Consider the following 17,029-nt stretch of genomic DNA (forward strand, 5'->3'; position numbering starts at 1 on the left):
AATCGCTATTACTGATGTGCCGATAGATGGCGTCGATCAAGCTTGGGTCAACGATTGTTGATAGATCGCAAAGCAAGCTTCTGCCAAAGCCGAGCGTGGAGCACTGCGACGCATGATCAACCCCAGCCGGCCGAGCGTCTGGGCATTTGCAATCGGTTGCAGGCGCAAGTGCTCGGTCAGGCCTTCGAGGCCACCCTCCAGCGGCATCACCGCACAACACAGGCCGCCATGCACAGCTTGTAACAGTTGATGCACGGCGTCGGTCTGTAACAGGGGCTGCGGGGTGAGGCCGCGGCTGTGGAAGTTGTGATCGATGGACTGGCGAAAGTGCATGCCGCTGGTGAGCATGCCCAGCGGCAATTCGATCAGCGACTCCCAACTCAGCGGCGCCTCGCCAAAGCTGAAGAATCGCTGATCGTAGAGCAGACCCATGCGGGTTTCGCTGAAGGCCAGCGAGTCGAAGTGTTCGCCGTCCAGGCGTTCCAGATAGGAAACTCCCAGATCCAGACGATTGTTCGCCAATTGTTCGAGGATCTGTTCGGAGCTGAGCGCCGACAGTTCAAAGCGCAGGTTCGGGTGTTCGGCGTGCAGGCGTTGCATCAACGGCAGCGGATCGAAGCTCGACAGCGGCACCACTCCCAAACGCAAAGTCCCCACCAGATTGCCGCGACAGGCCGCTGCCTCGGCGTACAAGCCGTCATAGGCGGCCAACACGGTCCGCGCCCAGGCCAGCACGCGTTCGCCCGGCGCGGTGAAGCCCTCGAAGCGTTGCCCGCGATTGACCAGTGGCAGCTCAAGCTCTTCTTCAAGGCTGCGCAGGCGCATGGACAGCGTCGGCTGGGTGATGTGACAACGCGCGGCGGCCTGGCCGAAGTGCCGGGTTTCGTCGAGAGCGATCAGGAATTTCAGCTGCTTGATGTCCATCTTCGCTCCAGGGGTCGGGAAGCTACGGATTCTATCGCAAGCGGGGTCATTGGTCGGGTTGGATTCGCAAGTGACGGCGGTGGTCTAGGCTTTTGCGTCTGGAACAATCAATTCCCAAGGAGAGCACACGATGAGCCTGTTCAGTTTTCTGAAAGAAGCTGGTGAAAAAATCCTCGATGCACTGACGCCCGACAAGGCTGAAGCCAACAGTGAAGCGTTGACCAAACACGTGCAGAGCGCGCTGACAGGGATCGACACTTCAAAGATCCAGGTCAAGGTCGAAGGCGATAAAGTCATTGCCACTGGCGAAGCAAACAGCCAGGAAGAGAAAGAAAAGATCCTCCTGGCGTTGGGCAACGTTGCCGGTGTCAGCGCTGTTGACGACCAGATCACTGTTACTGGACCTGTGGTCGTGGCCGCCAAGTTCGTCGTGGTCGAGAAGGGCGACACCTTGAGCGCCATTTCCCTGCGTGTGTATGGCAATGCCAACCTGTACAACAAAATCTTCGAGGCGAACAAACCGATGCTCAAGGATGTGAACAAGATCTATCCGGGGCAGTCGTTGCGGATTCCCGAGTAAAAACAAAACCCGTGGCAAGGGAGCTTGCTCCCGCTGGCGTGCGAAGCACTCCCAATCCGGCTGATGTGTTCTTTCTGATAGATCATGTCAGCTGAAGTGCGCCTGCTGCGCAGCCGAGCGGGAGCAAGCTCCCTCGCCACAAGGTCTCAAAGCCCGGCAATCAAATCCCGATAATCCTCAACTGCCGCAAACTCCGCCGTATCCCTCGGCCCTTGTCGGCTGTCCGGTTCTTTTACGGCCAGCAAATGCGCCACGCCAAAGTTTCGCGCACTGCGCAGGATCGACAGGGTGTCATCGATGAACAGACTGCGCGCCGGGTCGAAGTCGATGTCGGCCTGCAACGCCTCCCAGAACTGCGGGTTTTCCTTGGGGAAACCGTAATCGTGTGAGCTGATCAACCGCTCGAAGTAGGGCGCCAGTTCGATTTTTTCCAGTTTCAAGGACAGCGAATCGCGGTGTGCGTTGGTGATCAGCACCACGCGTTTGCCGGCCTGTTTGATCGCCGCCAGGAACGTGTCCGCGTCCGGGCGCAGGGCGATCAGATGAGCGGTTTCCAGTTTCAGGTCGCGCACCGACAGTTTCAGTTCGGCGCTCCAGAAATCCAGGCAGTACCACTGCAACTGACCGGCATGGCGCTCGAACAACGGTTGCAACTCCATCTCGGCCATGGCCCGGCTCACGCCGTGCAGGTCTGCATAACGCTGGGGCAAATGCTCCAGCCAGAAGTGGTTATCGAAATGCAGGTCCAGCAGCGTGCCATCCATATCCAGCAGAACGGTGTCGATGTCGCGCCAGGGCAGCAGGGACATAAAAAACTTCTCCAGCGGTAAAAAGATATCCGAGGTAAACAATCAGGATAGGCCGGGTATAGTAACCCGTTCACGCCAAGGAGCCGCTCATGCGCCAGAAACCCACCATCCTCGCCCGCGAGATTGTCGCCACCAGCCGTTTGTTCTGCGTTGAGGAGCTGAAACTGCGCTTTTCCAATGGCGTTGAGCGCACCTATGAGCGATTGGTTGGTAAGGGCGCAGGGTATGGCGCGGTGATGATCGTGGCGATGCTCGATGCCGATCACGCGGTGCTGGTCGAGGAGTATTGCGGTGGCACGGATGCGTACGAATTATCGCTGCCCAAAGGCCTGATCGAGCCGGGCGAAGACGTACTCGCAGCAGCTGAACGCGAGCTCAAGGAAGAGGCAGGTTTTGGCGCGCGGCAATTGGAGCATCTGACCGAGTTGTCGCTGTCGCCCGGCTACATGAGCCAGAAAATCCAGGTGGTGCTGGCCACCGATCTCTACGAAGAGCGTCTGGAAGGTGACGAACCGGAGCCGATGGGCCTGGGCAAAGTCAACCTGCGCGAGTTGTCGGCGCTGGCGCAAAACCCGCAATTTACCGAAGGCCGTGCCTTGGCGGCGCTGTATCTGGCCCGTGATCTTTTGACTCAGCGTGGAGTGTTTTTGCCATGACGTTCCCTCACCCATTGATGGCCCCCGTGATTGAACTGGCCCTGAAGGCCGGTGAAGCGATCCTGCCGTTTTGGCGAACTGGCACAGCGGTGACGGCCAAATCCGATGACTCGCCTGTCACGGCGGCAGACCTGGCGGCTCATCATCTGATTCTGGCTGGGCTGACGGCGTTGGACCCGAGCATTGCGGTGCTGTCAGAGGAGGATGCCAATATCCCGCAAAGCGTGCGTGCGGGATGGCAGCGTTGGTGGCTGGTCGATCCACTGGACGGCACCAAGGAGTTCATTGCCGGCAGCGAAGAGTTCACCGTGAACATTGCCCTGATTGAAAACGGCCAAGTGGTGTTCGGCGTGGTGTCGATGCCGACCAATGGACGCTTCTATGTCGGCGGTGCCGGGCTCGGCGCGTGGCGGGGTGATAAAGGCGCTACGCCGGTGGCGATCCAGGTGCGCGATGCCTTGGCTCCCGGTCAGCCGTTCACCGTGGTTGCCAGTCGCCGCCATACCAGCCCGGAACAGGAGCGTTTGTTGGCGGGGTTGAGCGCCAGCCTTGGCGAATTGCAATTGGCCAACATCGGCAGCTCGCTGAAGTTTTGTCTGTTGGCTGAAGGCGCAGCGGATTTTTACCCGCGTCTGGCACCGACTTCGCAATGGGATACCGCGGCGGCGCAAGGTGTGCTTGAAGGCGCGGGCGGTGAGGTGCTGGATTTGAGCGGCGCGCGGTTCTGTTATCCGGCGCGGGAATCGCTGTTGAATGAGTTCTTTGTCGCACTTCCGGCGAAAGCCGCCTGGAGAGAGCAAATAACATATTTAACTTGTAATAAACACTGAATTTGGCGGGTCGAGTTTTTTGAATCTGTAACGCCTGTTGTTTTATACACTGTCAGATTTTACAGGTTTCGAGTTGAATCTTTACTGCTAGTATCAAATCCGGATGCAGTCCATTGCCTGAGTAAGCAGTTTTATTATTTGCTTGAGGCTCTGAGTTTCTTCTCGGCTAAATTTACTCAGGAAGGATTTGTTAGCTATGAAAATTGCCAGTGCGATTTTACTCGGCTCTTTGCTGACAGTAATAAACACAGTTTCTGCCGGAACGCTGACTATCAAGGCTCCGCCCCAAGGACTTGATTTGATAACCAGTAGCAACGGCACGATCAAGTACGGAGACAATGATTTGGTTCTGGTTGGCGCTACGGACTCCTATCAAGTAATTTCTCCAGAAACGGCGACAGGCACACCGGCGATCATTGGTTACCTCACTATCAGTCACCACGAGGGTGATGAGTTTTTGTATGGCAACAACATCACCTGTGAAATAAAGGCCCCTTACACCGTTACGGTGAATATCGTTGGTTTTGAAGTAGATGACTGTAAGGATTCAAAAAAGTCCTTCACGCAGTTAAGAAGTGAAGGGGCTAGCGATGTAATCCTTACGTTCAATAAAAATTGATGAGTACATCATGCAACGCGGGAGGCCGGTGAGCCTCCCGAATGCTAATCATGTTTGTTCGCAGGCAAGGAAACCTGAAAATGAATATAAAGAGTCTGTTCATTGTCGCGTCCGTGTTTCTGATGTCGGGACCGACTTATGCAGGAACACTTACAATCAAGGCGCCTCCAGAAGGACTTGAGCTGATCACGCCTTTTGGCAGGTTGAAACACGGTGACCCGGATAGGGTGGAATCTGTTGCCCACGCGAATATTACGCCGGTCGAGGGAAGTGAGAATATTTTGGGCTTCATCAATACATATCACGATACGCGTCCGGACGCGGTTTACGGCAATCGGATCACCTGCGAGCTCAAGGGGGACTATGCCCTTGAGATTGATATCGTCGGTTTCGAGAAAGTGCTTTGCCGGAATAAGTCCATTGCGGCTTTTCAGCGTAGAGAACAGGGAGCTGATGACGTCGTTCTGACGTTCACCAAAACACCCAAATCCGACTAACGCGAATTTACCGGTGCAGTACGTACTGCCCGGTAAACCGCACCGCAACCTCATCGCTCCCCGAATTCACCACCCGCGTATGCAGCGTCAATCGCGCTCGGCTGTATCGCTGGAACGTGGTCAGGAATTTCTTCCAGATCACCGGATCCGGCGCCTGGCAAATGACATTGGCATCCCCCGTCACCGGCAGCGGATAACTGATCTGCCCTTCCTGAATCACGATGTGCCCGTCGGTGATGCCTTCTTCCTTGAGGCGCAAATGCAGCCAGCCCCAACCGGCCAGCACGGCGCCGCAATACAAGCTGCCGCCGAACATGGTGCTCTTGTGGTTGACGTTGGCGTCCAGTGGCAAGTGCAGGCGCAGTTGCTGATCGTGCCAGTCGAGCACCTTGAGGCCCATGTCCCGGGTGAGGGGGATGTCGTGGTGGAGGACGGATTCCAGTTGACGACTTTCGCGGCTCATTCAGGGCCTCTTATTGGCAGTTGATTATTTGACGAGGCTCAATCGAGGTCGTCGGTGTGGCTGGTGGCACCGCTGTCGGCGAAGCTCAGACCGTGTTTGCGCAGTTTGTCGTGCAAGGTCTTGCGCGGAATGCCAAGGGCTTCGGCAACGCTGCGCACCGAGCTGTGCGAGCGCGCCAGTTCCGCGGCAATCAGGGTTTTCTCGAAGTTTTCCACTTGCTCGCTCAAGCCTCCGCTGACCATTTCAACCACGGTCCCTACGGCGCCCTGCGGCTCATTGTTGTCCAGTGCCAGTTCCAGGCCGAGGGCGAAGCGTTCGGCAGCGTTTTGCAGTTCGCGCACATTGCCGGGCCAGGTGTGGCGCAACAGCAGTGCGCGTTGCCCCGGCTGCAGTTCATGGGGCGGCAAGCCATGGCGAGCGCTGGCTTCATCGGCAAAATGCTGGAACAGCACCAGCGCATCTTCACCGCGCTCGCGCAGCGGTGGAATGCGCAGCGGCGCGACGTTCAGGCGGTAATACAGGTCGGCGCGGAAACGGCCCTGATCGGCTGATTGCCGCAGGTCTTCCTTGGTGGCGGCGATGATGCGGATGTCCAGCGGGATCAGTTGATTGCCGCCCAGGCGTTCGACCACCCGCTCTTGCAGCAGACGCAGCAGTTTAACCTGCACATCCAGGCTCATGCTTTCGATTTCATCGAGGAACAGCGTGCCGCCGTTGGCGAATTCGAACTTGCCGATGCGACGCTTTTGCGCGCCGGTGAAAGCGCCCGGTTCATGGCCGAACAGTTCACTTTCGACCACCGATTCGGCCAGCGCCCCGGCATTGATCGCCACGAACGGACCGTTACGCCGGCTCGACAGGTCGTGCAGCGCCCGCGCGACGACTTCCTTGCCGGCACCGGTTTCGCCGAGGATCAGCACGTCAGCCTTGGTCGCCGCCAATGCGCCGATCTGCTCGCGCAGGCGCAGCATCGACGGCGAATGCCCGACCAGGCGAGTGCTCAGCTCATTGCGATCGCTCAGTGCCAGACGCAGGCTGCGGTTATCCAGCACCAACCGGCGCAGGGCCAGGGCGCGGCGCACGCTGTCGAGCAGGGCGTCGCTGGCGAAGGGTTTTTCCAGGAAGTCATAAGCCCCGGCGCGCATGGCTTGCACCGCCAGCGGCACGTCGCCGTGACCGGTAATCAACAGTACCGGCAGCTCCGGGTCCTGGGCGTGCAGTTCGGTCAGCAGTTCGAGACCGTCCATGCCCGGCATGCGAATGTCGCTGACCACCACACCCGGCCAGTCACGTTCCAGTTGCCCGGCCAGGCCCTTGGCTTCGGCCAGCGGCAGGATTTTCAGGCCGGCCAGATCGAGGGTCTGGCTCAGGGCCTGGCGCAGGTGGGGATCGTCGTCGATCAACACGACCTGAATGCGATTGTCGATGGTCATGCACTTCGGTCCTCGGACGGTTGCAGGCTCACACCGGGTGCGCCTGCGCGTAGCTTCAGGGTAATCAACGCGCCGCCCTCCTTGTGGTTGGCGAACGACAGTTCACCACCGAAGGCGCGCATCAGCGTCTCGCAAATGGCCAGGCCCAGGCCAAGCCCCTGAGTACGGGTCTTGGTGGTGTAGAAGGGTTCGCTGGCGCGACCAAGGGCTTCCATGCAAAAGCCGGGGCCGTTGTCGCGAATGTACAGGTGGACGCCATCGGCAGTGGTCTGGGCACTCAGCCAGAGTTTGCGTGGCGGACCTTTTTCCGTGAGGGCGTCGAGTGCGTTGGCCAGCAGGTTGCCGAGCACTTGGCGCAGACGGGTTTCACCGGCTTCGACCCACAATGTCGCGGCAGGCAAGTCGCGGATCAACTCGACTTCCATGCTGCGTCGACGCTTGGCCAGCAAGGCCAGGGCATCGTCCAGCGCCGGTTGCAAGGCCACGCTTTCCGGCGCGTGGCGGTCGCGACGGGCAAAGGCCCGCAAGTGAGCGATAATCGACGCCATGCGCCCGGTCAGTTCGCTGATCAACTTGAGGTTGCCGCGGGCATCTTCGGTGCGTTGATGGTCGAGCAACACTTCGGCGTTTTCCGCGTAGCTGCGGATGGCCGCCAGCGGTTGATTGAGTTCGTGGCTGATACTCGCTGACATGGTGCCCAGCGCCGAGAGTTTGCCGGCCTGCACCAGGTCATCTTGGGCGCGCACCAGGTCCTGCTGAGCCTGCTCGCGTTCCAGCACTTCCTGTTTCAGGCGACGGTTGAGGCCTTCCAGATCGCTGGTTCGCTCGGCCACCCGACCTTCCAGTTCGCGCCGGGCCTTGGCTTCGAACGCGATACGTTCCAGGTAGTGACGGCGACGCTGCATCATCAGGCCGAGCAGCAGCATCAACACCAACAGCGTGGCGCCGCCGATGGCCACGACGGTGCGCACCGGGCGGTCGATCAGGGTGCGAGGGGCGAGGATGCTGACGTTCCAGCCGGTTTCTGCAATCGCTTGGGACTGGGTCAGCCAGGCATTTGGATTGAGTTTCAACGGTCGCGGATCACGGGTTGGATAGGGCTGGATCGCGCTGATTGCCTTGCGCTCTTCTTCGCTCAGCGGTCGGGTCGCGCGAAAACGCCATTCCGGCCGCGAGGTGAGGATGACCACGCCGTTGTGATCGGTCAGCAGCAGTTGTTCCGGGGTTTTGCCCCACAGGCTTTCGGTGTGGTCGAGGTCGACCTTGACCACCAGCACTCCGGTGATTTTCTCGCCATTGCGCACCGCTGCGGCGAAGAAATAGCCGCGTTTGGCCGAGGTGGTGCCCAGCCCGAAGAAACGTCCCAGGCGCCCTGCCATCGCTTCGCTGAAGTACGGGCGGAAGGAGAAATTGCGCCCGACGAAACTGTCGTGCTTGTCCCAATTGGAGGCGGCCAGCGTCTTGCCCGTGGTGTCCATCAGGTACATGACTTCGGCGCCGGTCTGCGTGCTGATGTTTTTCAGCAGACGATTGGCATTGCCCTGGGTGACGCTATCGTCGGGAGCGCCGAGTACGGCGCGCAGGGCCGGCAGATCGCCGAGAATCTGTGGCAATACTTCGTAGCGGTGCAAAGTGCCCAGCAGGTTGGCGACGTACAGGTCGAGGGTCTGGCGATTTTGCCCGGCCAGTTCGCTGCGGTAGTAGCGCTCGGCCAGATGCTCGAGCGGCCACAGCAACGGCGCCAGGCACAATGCCAGCAGCGCCAGGCTGCGCCAGCGGGGTCTGCGGGGGAGGGTCGGAGTCATGAGCATCGAGCGCCTGTGGATATCGACGCATTATGCCTAGGCAAAGACGTCGGCGTCCTTGAAGAGTGTTGCATTCTGATCCCTGGGCGACAGTTGTGGTGCGCAGTCCAGTTGCCAATCGATGGCCAGGTCCGGGTCGTTCCAGCGGATGCTGTGTTCGGCGGCCGGGTTGTAATAGTCAGTGGTTTTGTAGAGGCACTCGGCAACCTCGCTCAACGCCACCAGGCCGTGAGCAAAACCTTCGGGAATCCACAGTTGGCGACGGTTTTCGGCGGACAGGCGCACCGCAATCCACTTGCCGAAGTGGGGCGAGCTGCGGCGGATGTCCACAGCCACGTCGAGCATTTCGCCAATGACCACGCGCACCAATTTGCCCTGAGTGTTTTGCAACTGGTAATGCAGGCCTCGAAGTACGCCTTTCTTCGAGCGGGAATGATTGTCCTGGACGAACGTGGGGGCCAGCCCCGTTGCTTGCTGAAAAGTGCGGGTGTTGAAGCTCTCGAAAAAAAAGCCGCGCTCATCGCCCATGACGGTGGGTTCAAGGATCAGCACACCGGGCAGGTCGGTGGTGACGGCTTTCATGGCTTTCTCCAGAAATGGGCTAATGCCCGACATTCTTGCGCAAGGGGCCGATCGAAGCGAGGGGTGGGGGTTGCGTATCGTCTTCGGCAGTGGCGATATAGGCGCCTAAAAACATTTCAGGGGTCGTTGTATGCCGCTCGCCACGTTGATTCATCGCGCCAGTTTGCCCAGCCCGCAAGTGTCTGCGGAGCAAGCGCTAGAGCTGTTGCAGGAGCATTACGGACTGAGCGGCAGCTTGCAGGCCCTTGGCAGCCAGCAGGACCTCAACTATCGCGTCGATAGCGAGCAGGGCCGGTTTGTTCTGAAAATCTGTCGCGGAGACTACTCGGCACTGGAGTTACAGGCCCAGCATGCCGGGCTCAAACATTTGGCGCAGCACCCCGACGTGCATGTGCCACGAGTGATCGCGGCCAAAAACGGTGCGGATCTACTCTCGCTCAATGTCGCGGGCCAGGCGGTACATGTGCGCCTGCTGGACTACATCGAAGGCCAGTCGCTGACCCACCTCGAATACTTCAACTCCACGGTGGTGGCCGGTTTCGGTCGCTTGTGCGGCGAGATGGACCTGGCGCTGGCGGATTTCGACCATCCGGGGCTGGTGCGCACGCTGCAATGGGATGCGCGCCACGCGCAGGCCCTGATCGCGCATTTGTTGCCGGTCATCCAGGACGACAACCAGCGCCGGCTGATCGCCGAAGCCGCGGAACAGGCAGAACGCCGTCTGCAACCCCTGGAAGACAAGCTGCCTGTGCAAGCCATTCACATGGACATCACCGATGACAACGTGGTGTGGCAGCGTGATGCCCAGCGTCATTGGCAGTTGCAAGGCGTGATCGATTTCGGCGATCTGGTGCGCACCTGGCGCATCACTGACTTGTCGGTGACTTGCGCGGCGCTGTTGCATCACGGCGAAGGCGATCCGTTCTGCATACTGCCGGCGGTGCAGGCCTATCATGCGGTGAATCCGCTGACCCACGAGGAGTTGCTGGCGTTGTGGCCGCTGATCGTCGCCCGTGCCGCGGTATTGGTACTCAGCGGTGAACAGCAGGTCAGCATCGATCCGGGCAACACCTACAGCCGCGATAATTTGAGCCACGAGTGGGAGATTTTCCGCGTGGCGACTTCGGTGCCGCTGGCGCTGATGGAAGCGGCCATCCTGACGGCGGTTGGCCAGAACCTGCCGGACATTGGCAGTGAAGGTTTTGCGCCGTTGCTGCCAAGCCTGGTCGGGCGTGAATTTGCCTTGATTGACCTGGGCGTTCTCAGCCCGCACTTCGAAGCGGGGAACTGGGAACAAGCAGGCACCGATCAGCGATTGCTCGACGAAGCTGCCGCCGTCCACGGTCTGGCGGCCAGTCGGTACGGGCAATACCGGTTGTCCCGCACCCGTCCGGATTGCGCCGCCGAACCGGACACTTGCCCGTTGCACGTCGAGTTGCGGGTGCCTGCGGGCACGACGATCGAGGCACCCTTTGCCGGCGTGGTTCACCAGCCGTTGCCGGATGTGCTGCAACTCGACGGTCCGCAACTGAGCGTGCGGCTCTGGGGTGTCACGCCGTCATTGCATGCAGGTGCGGCATTGGTCAAAGGCCAGGTGTTGGGCTCGGTCAGCGGACCGCTGATCGTGCAGTTGTGCCGAGGGTCTTCGTTCAGTGCGCCGTTGTTTTGCACGCCGTCGCGTGCGGCAGCGTGGCAGGCATTGTGTCCGTCACCGGCAGCATTGCTGGGCCTGGCCTGTGATGCGGAAAAAGAGCTCGACTCGCAAACCCTGCTGGCCCGCCGCGACGCCAGTTTCGCCCGCACACAAAAACACTATTACGTCGACCCGCCGCGTATCGAGCGCGGCTGGCGCAATCACCTGATCGACATGCAGGGCCGTTCCTACCTCGACATGCTCAACAACGTCGCGGTGCTCGGCCACGGTCATCCACGCATGGCCGCGGTCGCCAGCCGTCAGTGGTCGCTGCTCAACACCAACTCGCGGTTCAACTATGCCGCGGTCGCGGAGTTTTCCGAGCGATTGCTGAAGCTGGCGCCGGATTCCATGGACCGCGTGTTCCTGGTGAACAGCGGGAGCGAGGCCAATGATCTGGCGATCCGTCTGGCATGGGCTTACAGCGGCGGTCGCGACATGCTCAGCGTGCTTGAGGCCTATCACGGCTGGACGGTGGGTGCTGACGCGGTGTCGACGTCGATTGCCGACAATCCCAAAGCCTTGAGCAGCCGTCCGGACTGGGTGCATCCGGTGACCGCCCCGAATACCTACCGCGGCGAGTTCCGTGGGCCGGACAGCGCGCCGGACTACGTGCGCAGCGTCGAACACAACCTGGCGAAAATCGCCGAACAGAAGCGCCAACTGGCCGGTTTCATTTGCGAGCCGGTGTATGGCAATGCCGGCGGTATCTCGCTACCGCCGGGTTACTTGAAGCAGGTTTACGCAATGGTTCGCGCCCAGGGCGGCGTGTGCATCGCCGACGAAGTGCAGGTCGGCTATGGACGCATGGGCCATTTCTTCTGGGGGTTCGAAGAGCAGGGCGTGGTGCCGGACATCATCACCATGGCCAAGGGCATGGGCAACGGCCAGCCCTTGGGCGCGGTGATCACTCGCCGGGAAATCGCCGAAGCGCTGGAGGCCGAGGGCTATTTCTTCTCATCGGCGGGCGGCAGTCCGGTCAGTTGCCAAGTTGGCATGGCGGTGCTGGATGTCATGGAGGAAGAAAAACTCTGGGAAAACGCCCAGGTCGTTGGCGGGTACTTCAAGGAACGCCTTGAAGCGCTGATCGATATTCATCCGTTGGTGGGTGCCGTGCATGGGTCCGGGTTTTATCTGGGGGTCGAGTTGATCCGCAATCGCGAGACCCTGGAGCCGGCCACCGAAGAAACCACGGCGCTGTGCGATCGTTTGCGTGAGCTGGGGATTTTCATGCAGCCGACCGGTGATTTCCTCAACGTCCTGAAGATCAAGCCGCCGATGGTGACTTCGCGCCAGAGCGTGGATTTCTTTGTCGACATGCTCTCGAGGGTGTTGTCGGAAGGCCTGTAAACACGGCCCCCTGTAGGAGCGAGCCTGCTCGCGATGAGGTTGTGACAGTCACAGAATTCGTGGCTGAAAAACCGCTATCGCGAGCAGGCTCGCTCCTACAGTTTTTGGGGTTTTAGTTCGATTGTTATCGGGTTTAAGTGGGTATTTTTAGACGCAAGGCATATTTATCGCTTTAAAAGCCGATTTTTATCGGATATAAAGTCGCCATTGCCAAGGCGTGGATCAACCATGCCCGAACGTCACGCACTTGCCCGGAGATGATCCATGAGCCGTATCGTTACCGTCGCCGCCACTCAGATGGCCTGTTCCTGGGACCTTGAAGGCAACATCGAAGTGGCTGAACGGCTGGTCCGTGAAGCCGCCGCCAAAGGTGCACAGATCATCCTGATCCAGGAACTGTTCGAGGCGCCGTACTTCTGCCAGAAGCCCAATCCGGATTACCTGCAACTGGCCACGACTGTGGAAGACAACGTCGCGATCAAGCATTTCCAGAAAGTCGCCAGGGAACTGCAAGTGGTGCTGCCGATCAGCTTCTACGAATTGGCCGGTCGCGCGCGTTTCAACAGCATTGCAATCATCGATGCCGACGGCAGCAACCTCGGGATTTATCGTAAAAGCCACATTCCGGACGGTCCCGGGTATCACGAGAAGTATTACTTCAACCCGGGTGATACCGGCTTCAAGGTGTGGAACACCCGCTACGCGAAAATCGGCGTGGGCATCTGCTGGGATCAGTGGTTCCCTGAAGCTGCGCGCAGCATGGCGTTGCAAGGTGCGGAAATCCTGTTCTACCCGACCGCCATCGGCAGCGAACCGCACGACAAGACTATTTCGTCCCGTGATCACTGGCAGCGTGTGCAACAGGGCCATGCCGGTGCCAACCTGATGCCGCTGATTGCCAGCAACCGCATTGGCAACGAGGAACAGGACGGCTACGACATTACGTTCTACGGCTCTTCATTCATCGCCGACCAATTCGGCGAGAAGGTGCAAGAACTCAACGAGACCGAGGAGGGCGTACTGGTCCACAGTTTCGACCTCGACAAACTCGAACACACTCGCAGCGCCTGGGGTTCCTTCCGCGACCGCCGTCCGAACCTGTATGGTGCTATCAAAACCCTCGACGGATCCCTGGAGTCCTGACTGCCATGACCACTTTGAACAGCACCCCTCGCGCAGACGGCTTCTACATGCCGGCCGAGTGGGCACCGCAAACCCAGACCTGGATGGTCTGGCCCGAGCGCCCGGACAACTGGCGCCTGGGCGGCAAACCGGCGCAAGCCGCGCACGTCGCGGTAGCCAAGGCCATTGCCCGTTTCGAACCCGTGACCGTGGCGGTTTCCGCCGGCCAGTATGAAAACGCCCGCGCCCGCCTGGACGTGCCGAATATCCGCGTTGTCGAGATGTCCAGCGACGACGCCTGGGTCCGCGATACCGGCCCGACATTCGTCATCAACAACAACGGCGAAGTCCGTGGCGTGAACTGGGATTTCAACGCCTGGGGCGGTTTTGACGGTGGCCTGTATTCGCCATGGAATCGCGACTCGCAGGTGGGCGGCAAGATCCTCGAGATCGAGCGCAGCCCGCGCTATCGCACCGAAGGCTTTGTGCTCGAAGGTGGTTCGATCCACGTCGATGGCGAAGGCACGTTGATCACCACCGAAGAATGCCTGCTCAACCGCAATCGCAATCCGCACATGAACCGCGCGGAAATCGAAGCGGTGCTCAGTGCCAACCTGGCTGTGGATAAAATCATCTGGCTGCCGGACGGTCTGTTCAACGATGAAACCGACGGCCATGTGGATAACTTCTGCTGCTACGTGCGTCCTGGCGAAGTGCTGTTGGCCTGGACTGACGACCCGCAGGACCCTAACTACCCGCGCTGCCAGGCGGCGATGAAAGTGCTGCAAAGCAGCACCGACGCCAAGGGGCGCCCATTCACAGTGCACAAAATGCCGATTCCGGGTCCGCTGTACGCGACCGAGGAAGAATGTGCCGGTGTCGATCCGGTGGATGGCACCCAGGAGCGCAATCCGTCAGTACGTCTGGCCGGTTCCTACGTGAATTTTCTGATCGTCAACGGCGGCATCATCGCACCGAGTTTCGACGACCCGCTTGATGGTCCGGCAAAAGAGATTTTGCAGAACCTGTTCCCCCAGCACGAAGTGGTGATGGTGCCTGGCCGCGAACTGTTACTGGGAGGCGGCAATATCCACTGCCTTACCCAACAACAGCCAGCGCCGCACAAAGAGTGAGTGCAGTTGTAACAGCTTGAGTTCATTGCTAAATCGGCTCAGGCAAACGTTTTCGTACTTTGCATCGCCCAAAGCCCGCAGCCACCAAGGACTGCGGGCTTTTTTGTATCCGCTGGTCGACCATCCAGCCACATTGGCATAGCTCTTGTATTGCACATGGGGCAAAACAGGGAGGGGAGAACTCAGTTGTTCTGTCATAAACCTTGGATAAGTTAGCCGCTCACAAACCGGGAGAGAGCGCTGAAATGAACGCCGAAGTGAATGTAGTGAGCGAGCGGGCAATGCATCCCCTGGCGGTAAACAGCGAATCGCTCCAGATTCTGGCGCATTGGTTCAAGTCCAATGGAACGCGTCCGATCAGTGAAACTGATCCGCGCCGGACGATGATCGAGCGCTACCCCGCTGGTTTGTTCAGCGAGGCGGAACTGGATGCGTTGTGGGATGTGATGGAAGGATAAAAAGAAAAACAACGGATTGATCAAAAAAAAAGCGCTGCCAGGATGGCAGCGTTTTTTTTTGCGCGAAGTTTAGCGATCACCATTGCTCTTGTCGTTTTAGAGATTTTAGTTACCGGTTATCACCCTATATCCCGCTGTGGCGCCCACTGAATCGTCGATTGTGGAGCGTCAAGTTTGACTGGGGAAATACAGTGCAATTGAATGTTTCTGCCGCGTAAAGGGCTTTCTTAGATGTTTTTCGCCTAATTCCAGACGATTCATGAAATTGACACATGGTGAAGACCGCAGCTACGATTCTGCCCAACGCCTGTGGCCAACCGCCATGCCTAAAAAAATAAGAAAAAGGCCCGCCGCGAGAATTCGTGTGCGGGCCTTTTTGTTTGCGGAACGAAAAAAGAGCGCGATAGTGCCGTTTCAGCCGTTCGACACAGCGCGTTTCAACCCGTAATAAGGAAAACAAAATGTTGAACAAGCGAATCAGTTTGATCGCTCTGGGGATTTTGAGCGCTACACAGGCCATGGCTAACGACCAGGCCGAATCCAAGGGATTTGTCGAAGACAGCAGCCTCAAGGTGCTGCTGCGCAACGCCTACATGAACCGTGATTACAAGGATGGGCGAGCCGACAAAGCCGAGTGGGGCCAAGCGGCCATCGGTACCTTCTCTTCCGGCTTCACTCAGGGCACTGTCGGTGTGGGCGTGGATGCCTTTGGTCTGTACGCGCTGCGCCTGGACGGTGGCAAGGGCAAAAGCGGCGCTCAGGGCATCGATTTCTTTAAACAAGGTGACAGCGGCAACGCAGCGGACGATCTGTCCAAGGGCGGCGCGGCCGTCAAATTCCGTCTGTCCAGCACCACACTGACCTATGGCGACCAGATGCCGGCCCTGCCGGTATTGAGCTACGACAACGTGCGTCTGCTGCCGGAAAGCTACACCGGTACTTTGATCACCTCCAAGGAGATCAAGGGCCTGGAGCTGAATGCCGGTCGCTTCACCGCTGAATCGAGAAAGAGCGCTGAAGGTCGTGACAGCGGCGGCTTGAAGTCGATCAACGTGTTGGGCGGCAGCTATCAGTTCACCGAACAATTCAAGGCGTCCCTGTACGCATCGGACGTCGAAGACGTGCTGAAGAAGCAGTACGTGAACGCCAACTACGTGTTCCCGCTCGCCAAGGATCAGTCCCTGACCCTGGACTTCAACGGCTACCGTACCAAGCTGGACGATTCCTACGTTCGCGACAACGGTGTCACCGGCGATGACAACAAGATCTGGAGCCTGGCAGCCACCTTCGCCACCGGTCCACACTCGTTCACGCTGGCGCACCAGCGCAGCACCGGAGACAGCAACCTGGGCTATGCCTACGGCGGCTACCAAAAAGAACAGAACCGCATCGGCGACGGTGGTAACACCATCTACCTGGCGAACTCCTACTGGTCCGACTTCAACGCCGAAGACGAACGCAGCTGGCAACTGGGCTACGGTCTGGACTTCACGACCTTCGGTGTTCCAGGCCTGAGCTACAACTTCGCCTACGTGCGCGGTGACAACATCACCACCTCCACCAGCGAAGGCGGCACCGAGCGTGAAATCTTCAACCAGTTCAAATACGTCGTACAAAGCGGCCCGGCCAAAGACCTCAGCGTGAAACTGCGCAGCTCGATCCTGCGCGTGTCGCAGAAGTCGAGCGAGTACAACGTCAGCGGTAACGAAGTGCGTGTGTTTGTGGATTACCCGATCAATATTTTCTGATGATGGGTTGCGGTATCGAGGCCTGATTCAAGGCTGAGTGTCAAAGCAAAGCCCCGACGGGTTCGTAATGCAGTTCACTTAACGACGAACACGATACCCGTGGCGAGGGAGCTTGCTCCCGCTGGGCTGCGCAGCAGTCCCTTTTTGGGCCGCTTCGCGCCCCAGCGGGAGCAAGCTCCCTCGCCACAGAATGCTGATGTTCTCTTAAGTGAACTGCATTGCGACTGGTTCGGGGCTTTTTGCTGGCTTTCAAATTCGATCATCCTCAGATCTACTCATTACACTGCGTTACTAATGATGTTCCCATCCCCATCTTTATCCCCTCCA

At 59.0% G+C, this 17,029-nt stretch carries 16 protein-coding genes; 10 read left to right on the plus strand and 6 right to left on the minus strand.

Annotated elements, in window-relative coordinates; genetic code table 11:
- Positions 1-36: 36 nt before the first annotated feature.
- Positions 37-924 carry a LysR family transcriptional regulator gene (locus ASD60_RS00515; RefSeq protein WP_056852120.1) on the minus strand — a complete coding sequence of 296 codons (888 nt, stop codon included), beginning with the start codon at positions 922-924 and terminating at the stop codon, positions 37-39.
- 130 nt (positions 925-1,054) lie between these two features.
- Here ASD60_RS00515 and lysM point away from each other — a divergent pair, with 130 nt between their 5' ends.
- Positions 1,055-1,504, plus strand: a complete 450-nt coding sequence (gene lysM / locus ASD60_RS00520) for a peptidoglycan-binding protein LysM (protein ID WP_056852121.1) — start codon at positions 1,055-1,057, stop codon at positions 1,502-1,504.
- Positions 1,505-1,650: 146 nt separating this feature from the next.
- Here the strand turns inward: lysM and yrfG are convergent, their stop codons facing one another.
- The gene (gene yrfG, locus ASD60_RS00525) at positions 1,651-2,313 is read right to left on the minus strand and encodes a GMP/IMP nucleotidase (protein ID WP_056852122.1); all 663 of its coding nucleotides are present in this window, start codon (positions 2,311-2,313) and stop codon (positions 1,651-1,653) included.
- An 89-nt stretch (positions 2,314-2,402) separates the two neighbouring features.
- Here yrfG and nudE point away from each other — a divergent pair, with 89 nt between their 5' ends.
- The 4 genes from nudE (at position 2,403) to ASD60_RS00545 (ending at position 4,915) form a co-directional block, all read left to right on the plus strand.
- A complete protein-coding gene (nudE, locus tag ASD60_RS00530) occupies positions 2,403-2,969 on the plus strand; it encodes an ADP compounds hydrolase NudE (protein ID WP_034148495.1) in 567 nt (188 codons plus the stop codon).
- On the plus strand, positions 2,966-3,799 hold the full coding sequence (cysQ, locus tag ASD60_RS00535) for a 3'(2'),5'-bisphosphate nucleotidase CysQ (RefSeq protein WP_056852123.1): 834 nt from the start codon (positions 2,966-2,968) through the stop codon (positions 3,797-3,799). The genes nudE and cysQ overlap by 4 nt, the downstream gene beginning before the upstream one ends.
- 196 nt (positions 3,800-3,995) lie before the next feature.
- Complete coding sequence (locus ASD60_RS00540) at positions 3,996-4,418, plus strand: hypothetical protein (RefSeq protein ID WP_056852124.1); 423 nt, start codon at positions 3,996-3,998, stop codon at positions 4,416-4,418.
- Positions 4,419-4,498: 80 nt separating this feature from the next.
- The gene (locus tag ASD60_RS00545; RefSeq protein WP_056852125.1) at positions 4,499-4,915 is read left to right on the plus strand and encodes a hypothetical protein; all 417 of its coding nucleotides are present in this window, start codon (positions 4,499-4,501) and stop codon (positions 4,913-4,915) included.
- A 7-nt stretch (positions 4,916-4,922) separates the two neighbouring features.
- Here the strand turns inward: ASD60_RS00545 and ASD60_RS00550 are convergent, their stop codons facing one another.
- From ASD60_RS00550 to rfbC, 4 genes are read right to left on the minus strand one after another with little or no spacing between them, the layout of a single operon-like run.
- Positions 4,923-5,378: a thioesterase domain-containing protein gene (locus ASD60_RS00550; protein WP_056852126.1), complete on the minus strand. Its 456-nt coding sequence runs from the start codon at positions 5,376-5,378 to the stop codon at positions 4,923-4,925.
- A 38-nt stretch (positions 5,379-5,416) separates the two neighbouring features.
- On the minus strand, positions 5,417-6,811 hold the full coding sequence (locus ASD60_RS00555; RefSeq protein ID WP_056852127.1) for a sigma-54-dependent transcriptional regulator: 1,395 nt from the start codon (positions 6,809-6,811) through the stop codon (positions 5,417-5,419).
- A complete protein-coding gene (locus tag ASD60_RS00560) occupies positions 6,808-8,616 on the minus strand; it encodes a sensor histidine kinase (protein WP_056852532.1) in 1,809 nt (602 codons plus the stop codon). Before ASD60_RS00560 ends, ASD60_RS00555 begins: the two co-directional genes overlap by 4 nt.
- Positions 8,617-8,652: 36 nt before the next feature.
- Positions 8,653-9,198: a dTDP-4-dehydrorhamnose 3,5-epimerase gene (gene rfbC, locus ASD60_RS00565; RefSeq protein WP_056852128.1), complete on the minus strand. Its 546-nt coding sequence runs from the start codon at positions 9,196-9,198 to the stop codon at positions 8,653-8,655.
- Positions 9,199-9,328: 130 nt separating this feature from the next.
- Here rfbC and ASD60_RS00570 point away from each other — a divergent pair, with 130 nt between their 5' ends.
- The 5 genes from ASD60_RS00570 (at position 9,329) to ASD60_RS00590 (ending at position 16,702) form a co-directional block, all read left to right on the plus strand.
- Entirely contained in the window at positions 9,329-12,241 is a 2,913-nt protein-coding gene (locus ASD60_RS00570) for an aminotransferase (protein WP_056852129.1), read from the plus strand.
- Between the two features lie 264 nt (positions 12,242-12,505).
- Positions 12,506-13,384 (plus strand): N-carbamoylputrescine amidase, encoded by an 879-nt coding sequence (aguB, locus tag ASD60_RS00575; protein WP_056852130.1) that lies wholly within the window; start codon positions 12,506-12,508, stop codon positions 13,382-13,384.
- Positions 13,385-13,389: 5 nt separating this feature from the next.
- Positions 13,390-14,496, plus strand: a complete 1,107-nt coding sequence (gene aguA / locus ASD60_RS00580) for an agmatine deiminase (RefSeq protein ID WP_056852131.1) — start codon at positions 13,390-13,392, stop codon at positions 14,494-14,496.
- 245 nt (positions 14,497-14,741) lie between these two features.
- Positions 14,742-14,954 (plus strand): hypothetical protein, encoded by a 213-nt coding sequence (locus ASD60_RS00585; RefSeq protein ID WP_056852132.1) that lies wholly within the window; start codon positions 14,742-14,744, stop codon positions 14,952-14,954.
- 461 nt (positions 14,955-15,415) lie between these two features.
- Positions 15,416-16,702, plus strand: a complete 1,287-nt coding sequence (locus ASD60_RS00590; protein ID WP_056852133.1) for an OprD family porin — start codon at positions 15,416-15,418, stop codon at positions 16,700-16,702.
- Positions 16,703-17,029 lie beyond the last annotated feature (327 nt).

This window comes from Pseudomonas sp. Root562 (assembly GCF_001427125.1).
Lineage (GTDB): Bacteria > Pseudomonadota > Gammaproteobacteria > Pseudomonadales > Pseudomonadaceae > Aquipseudomonas.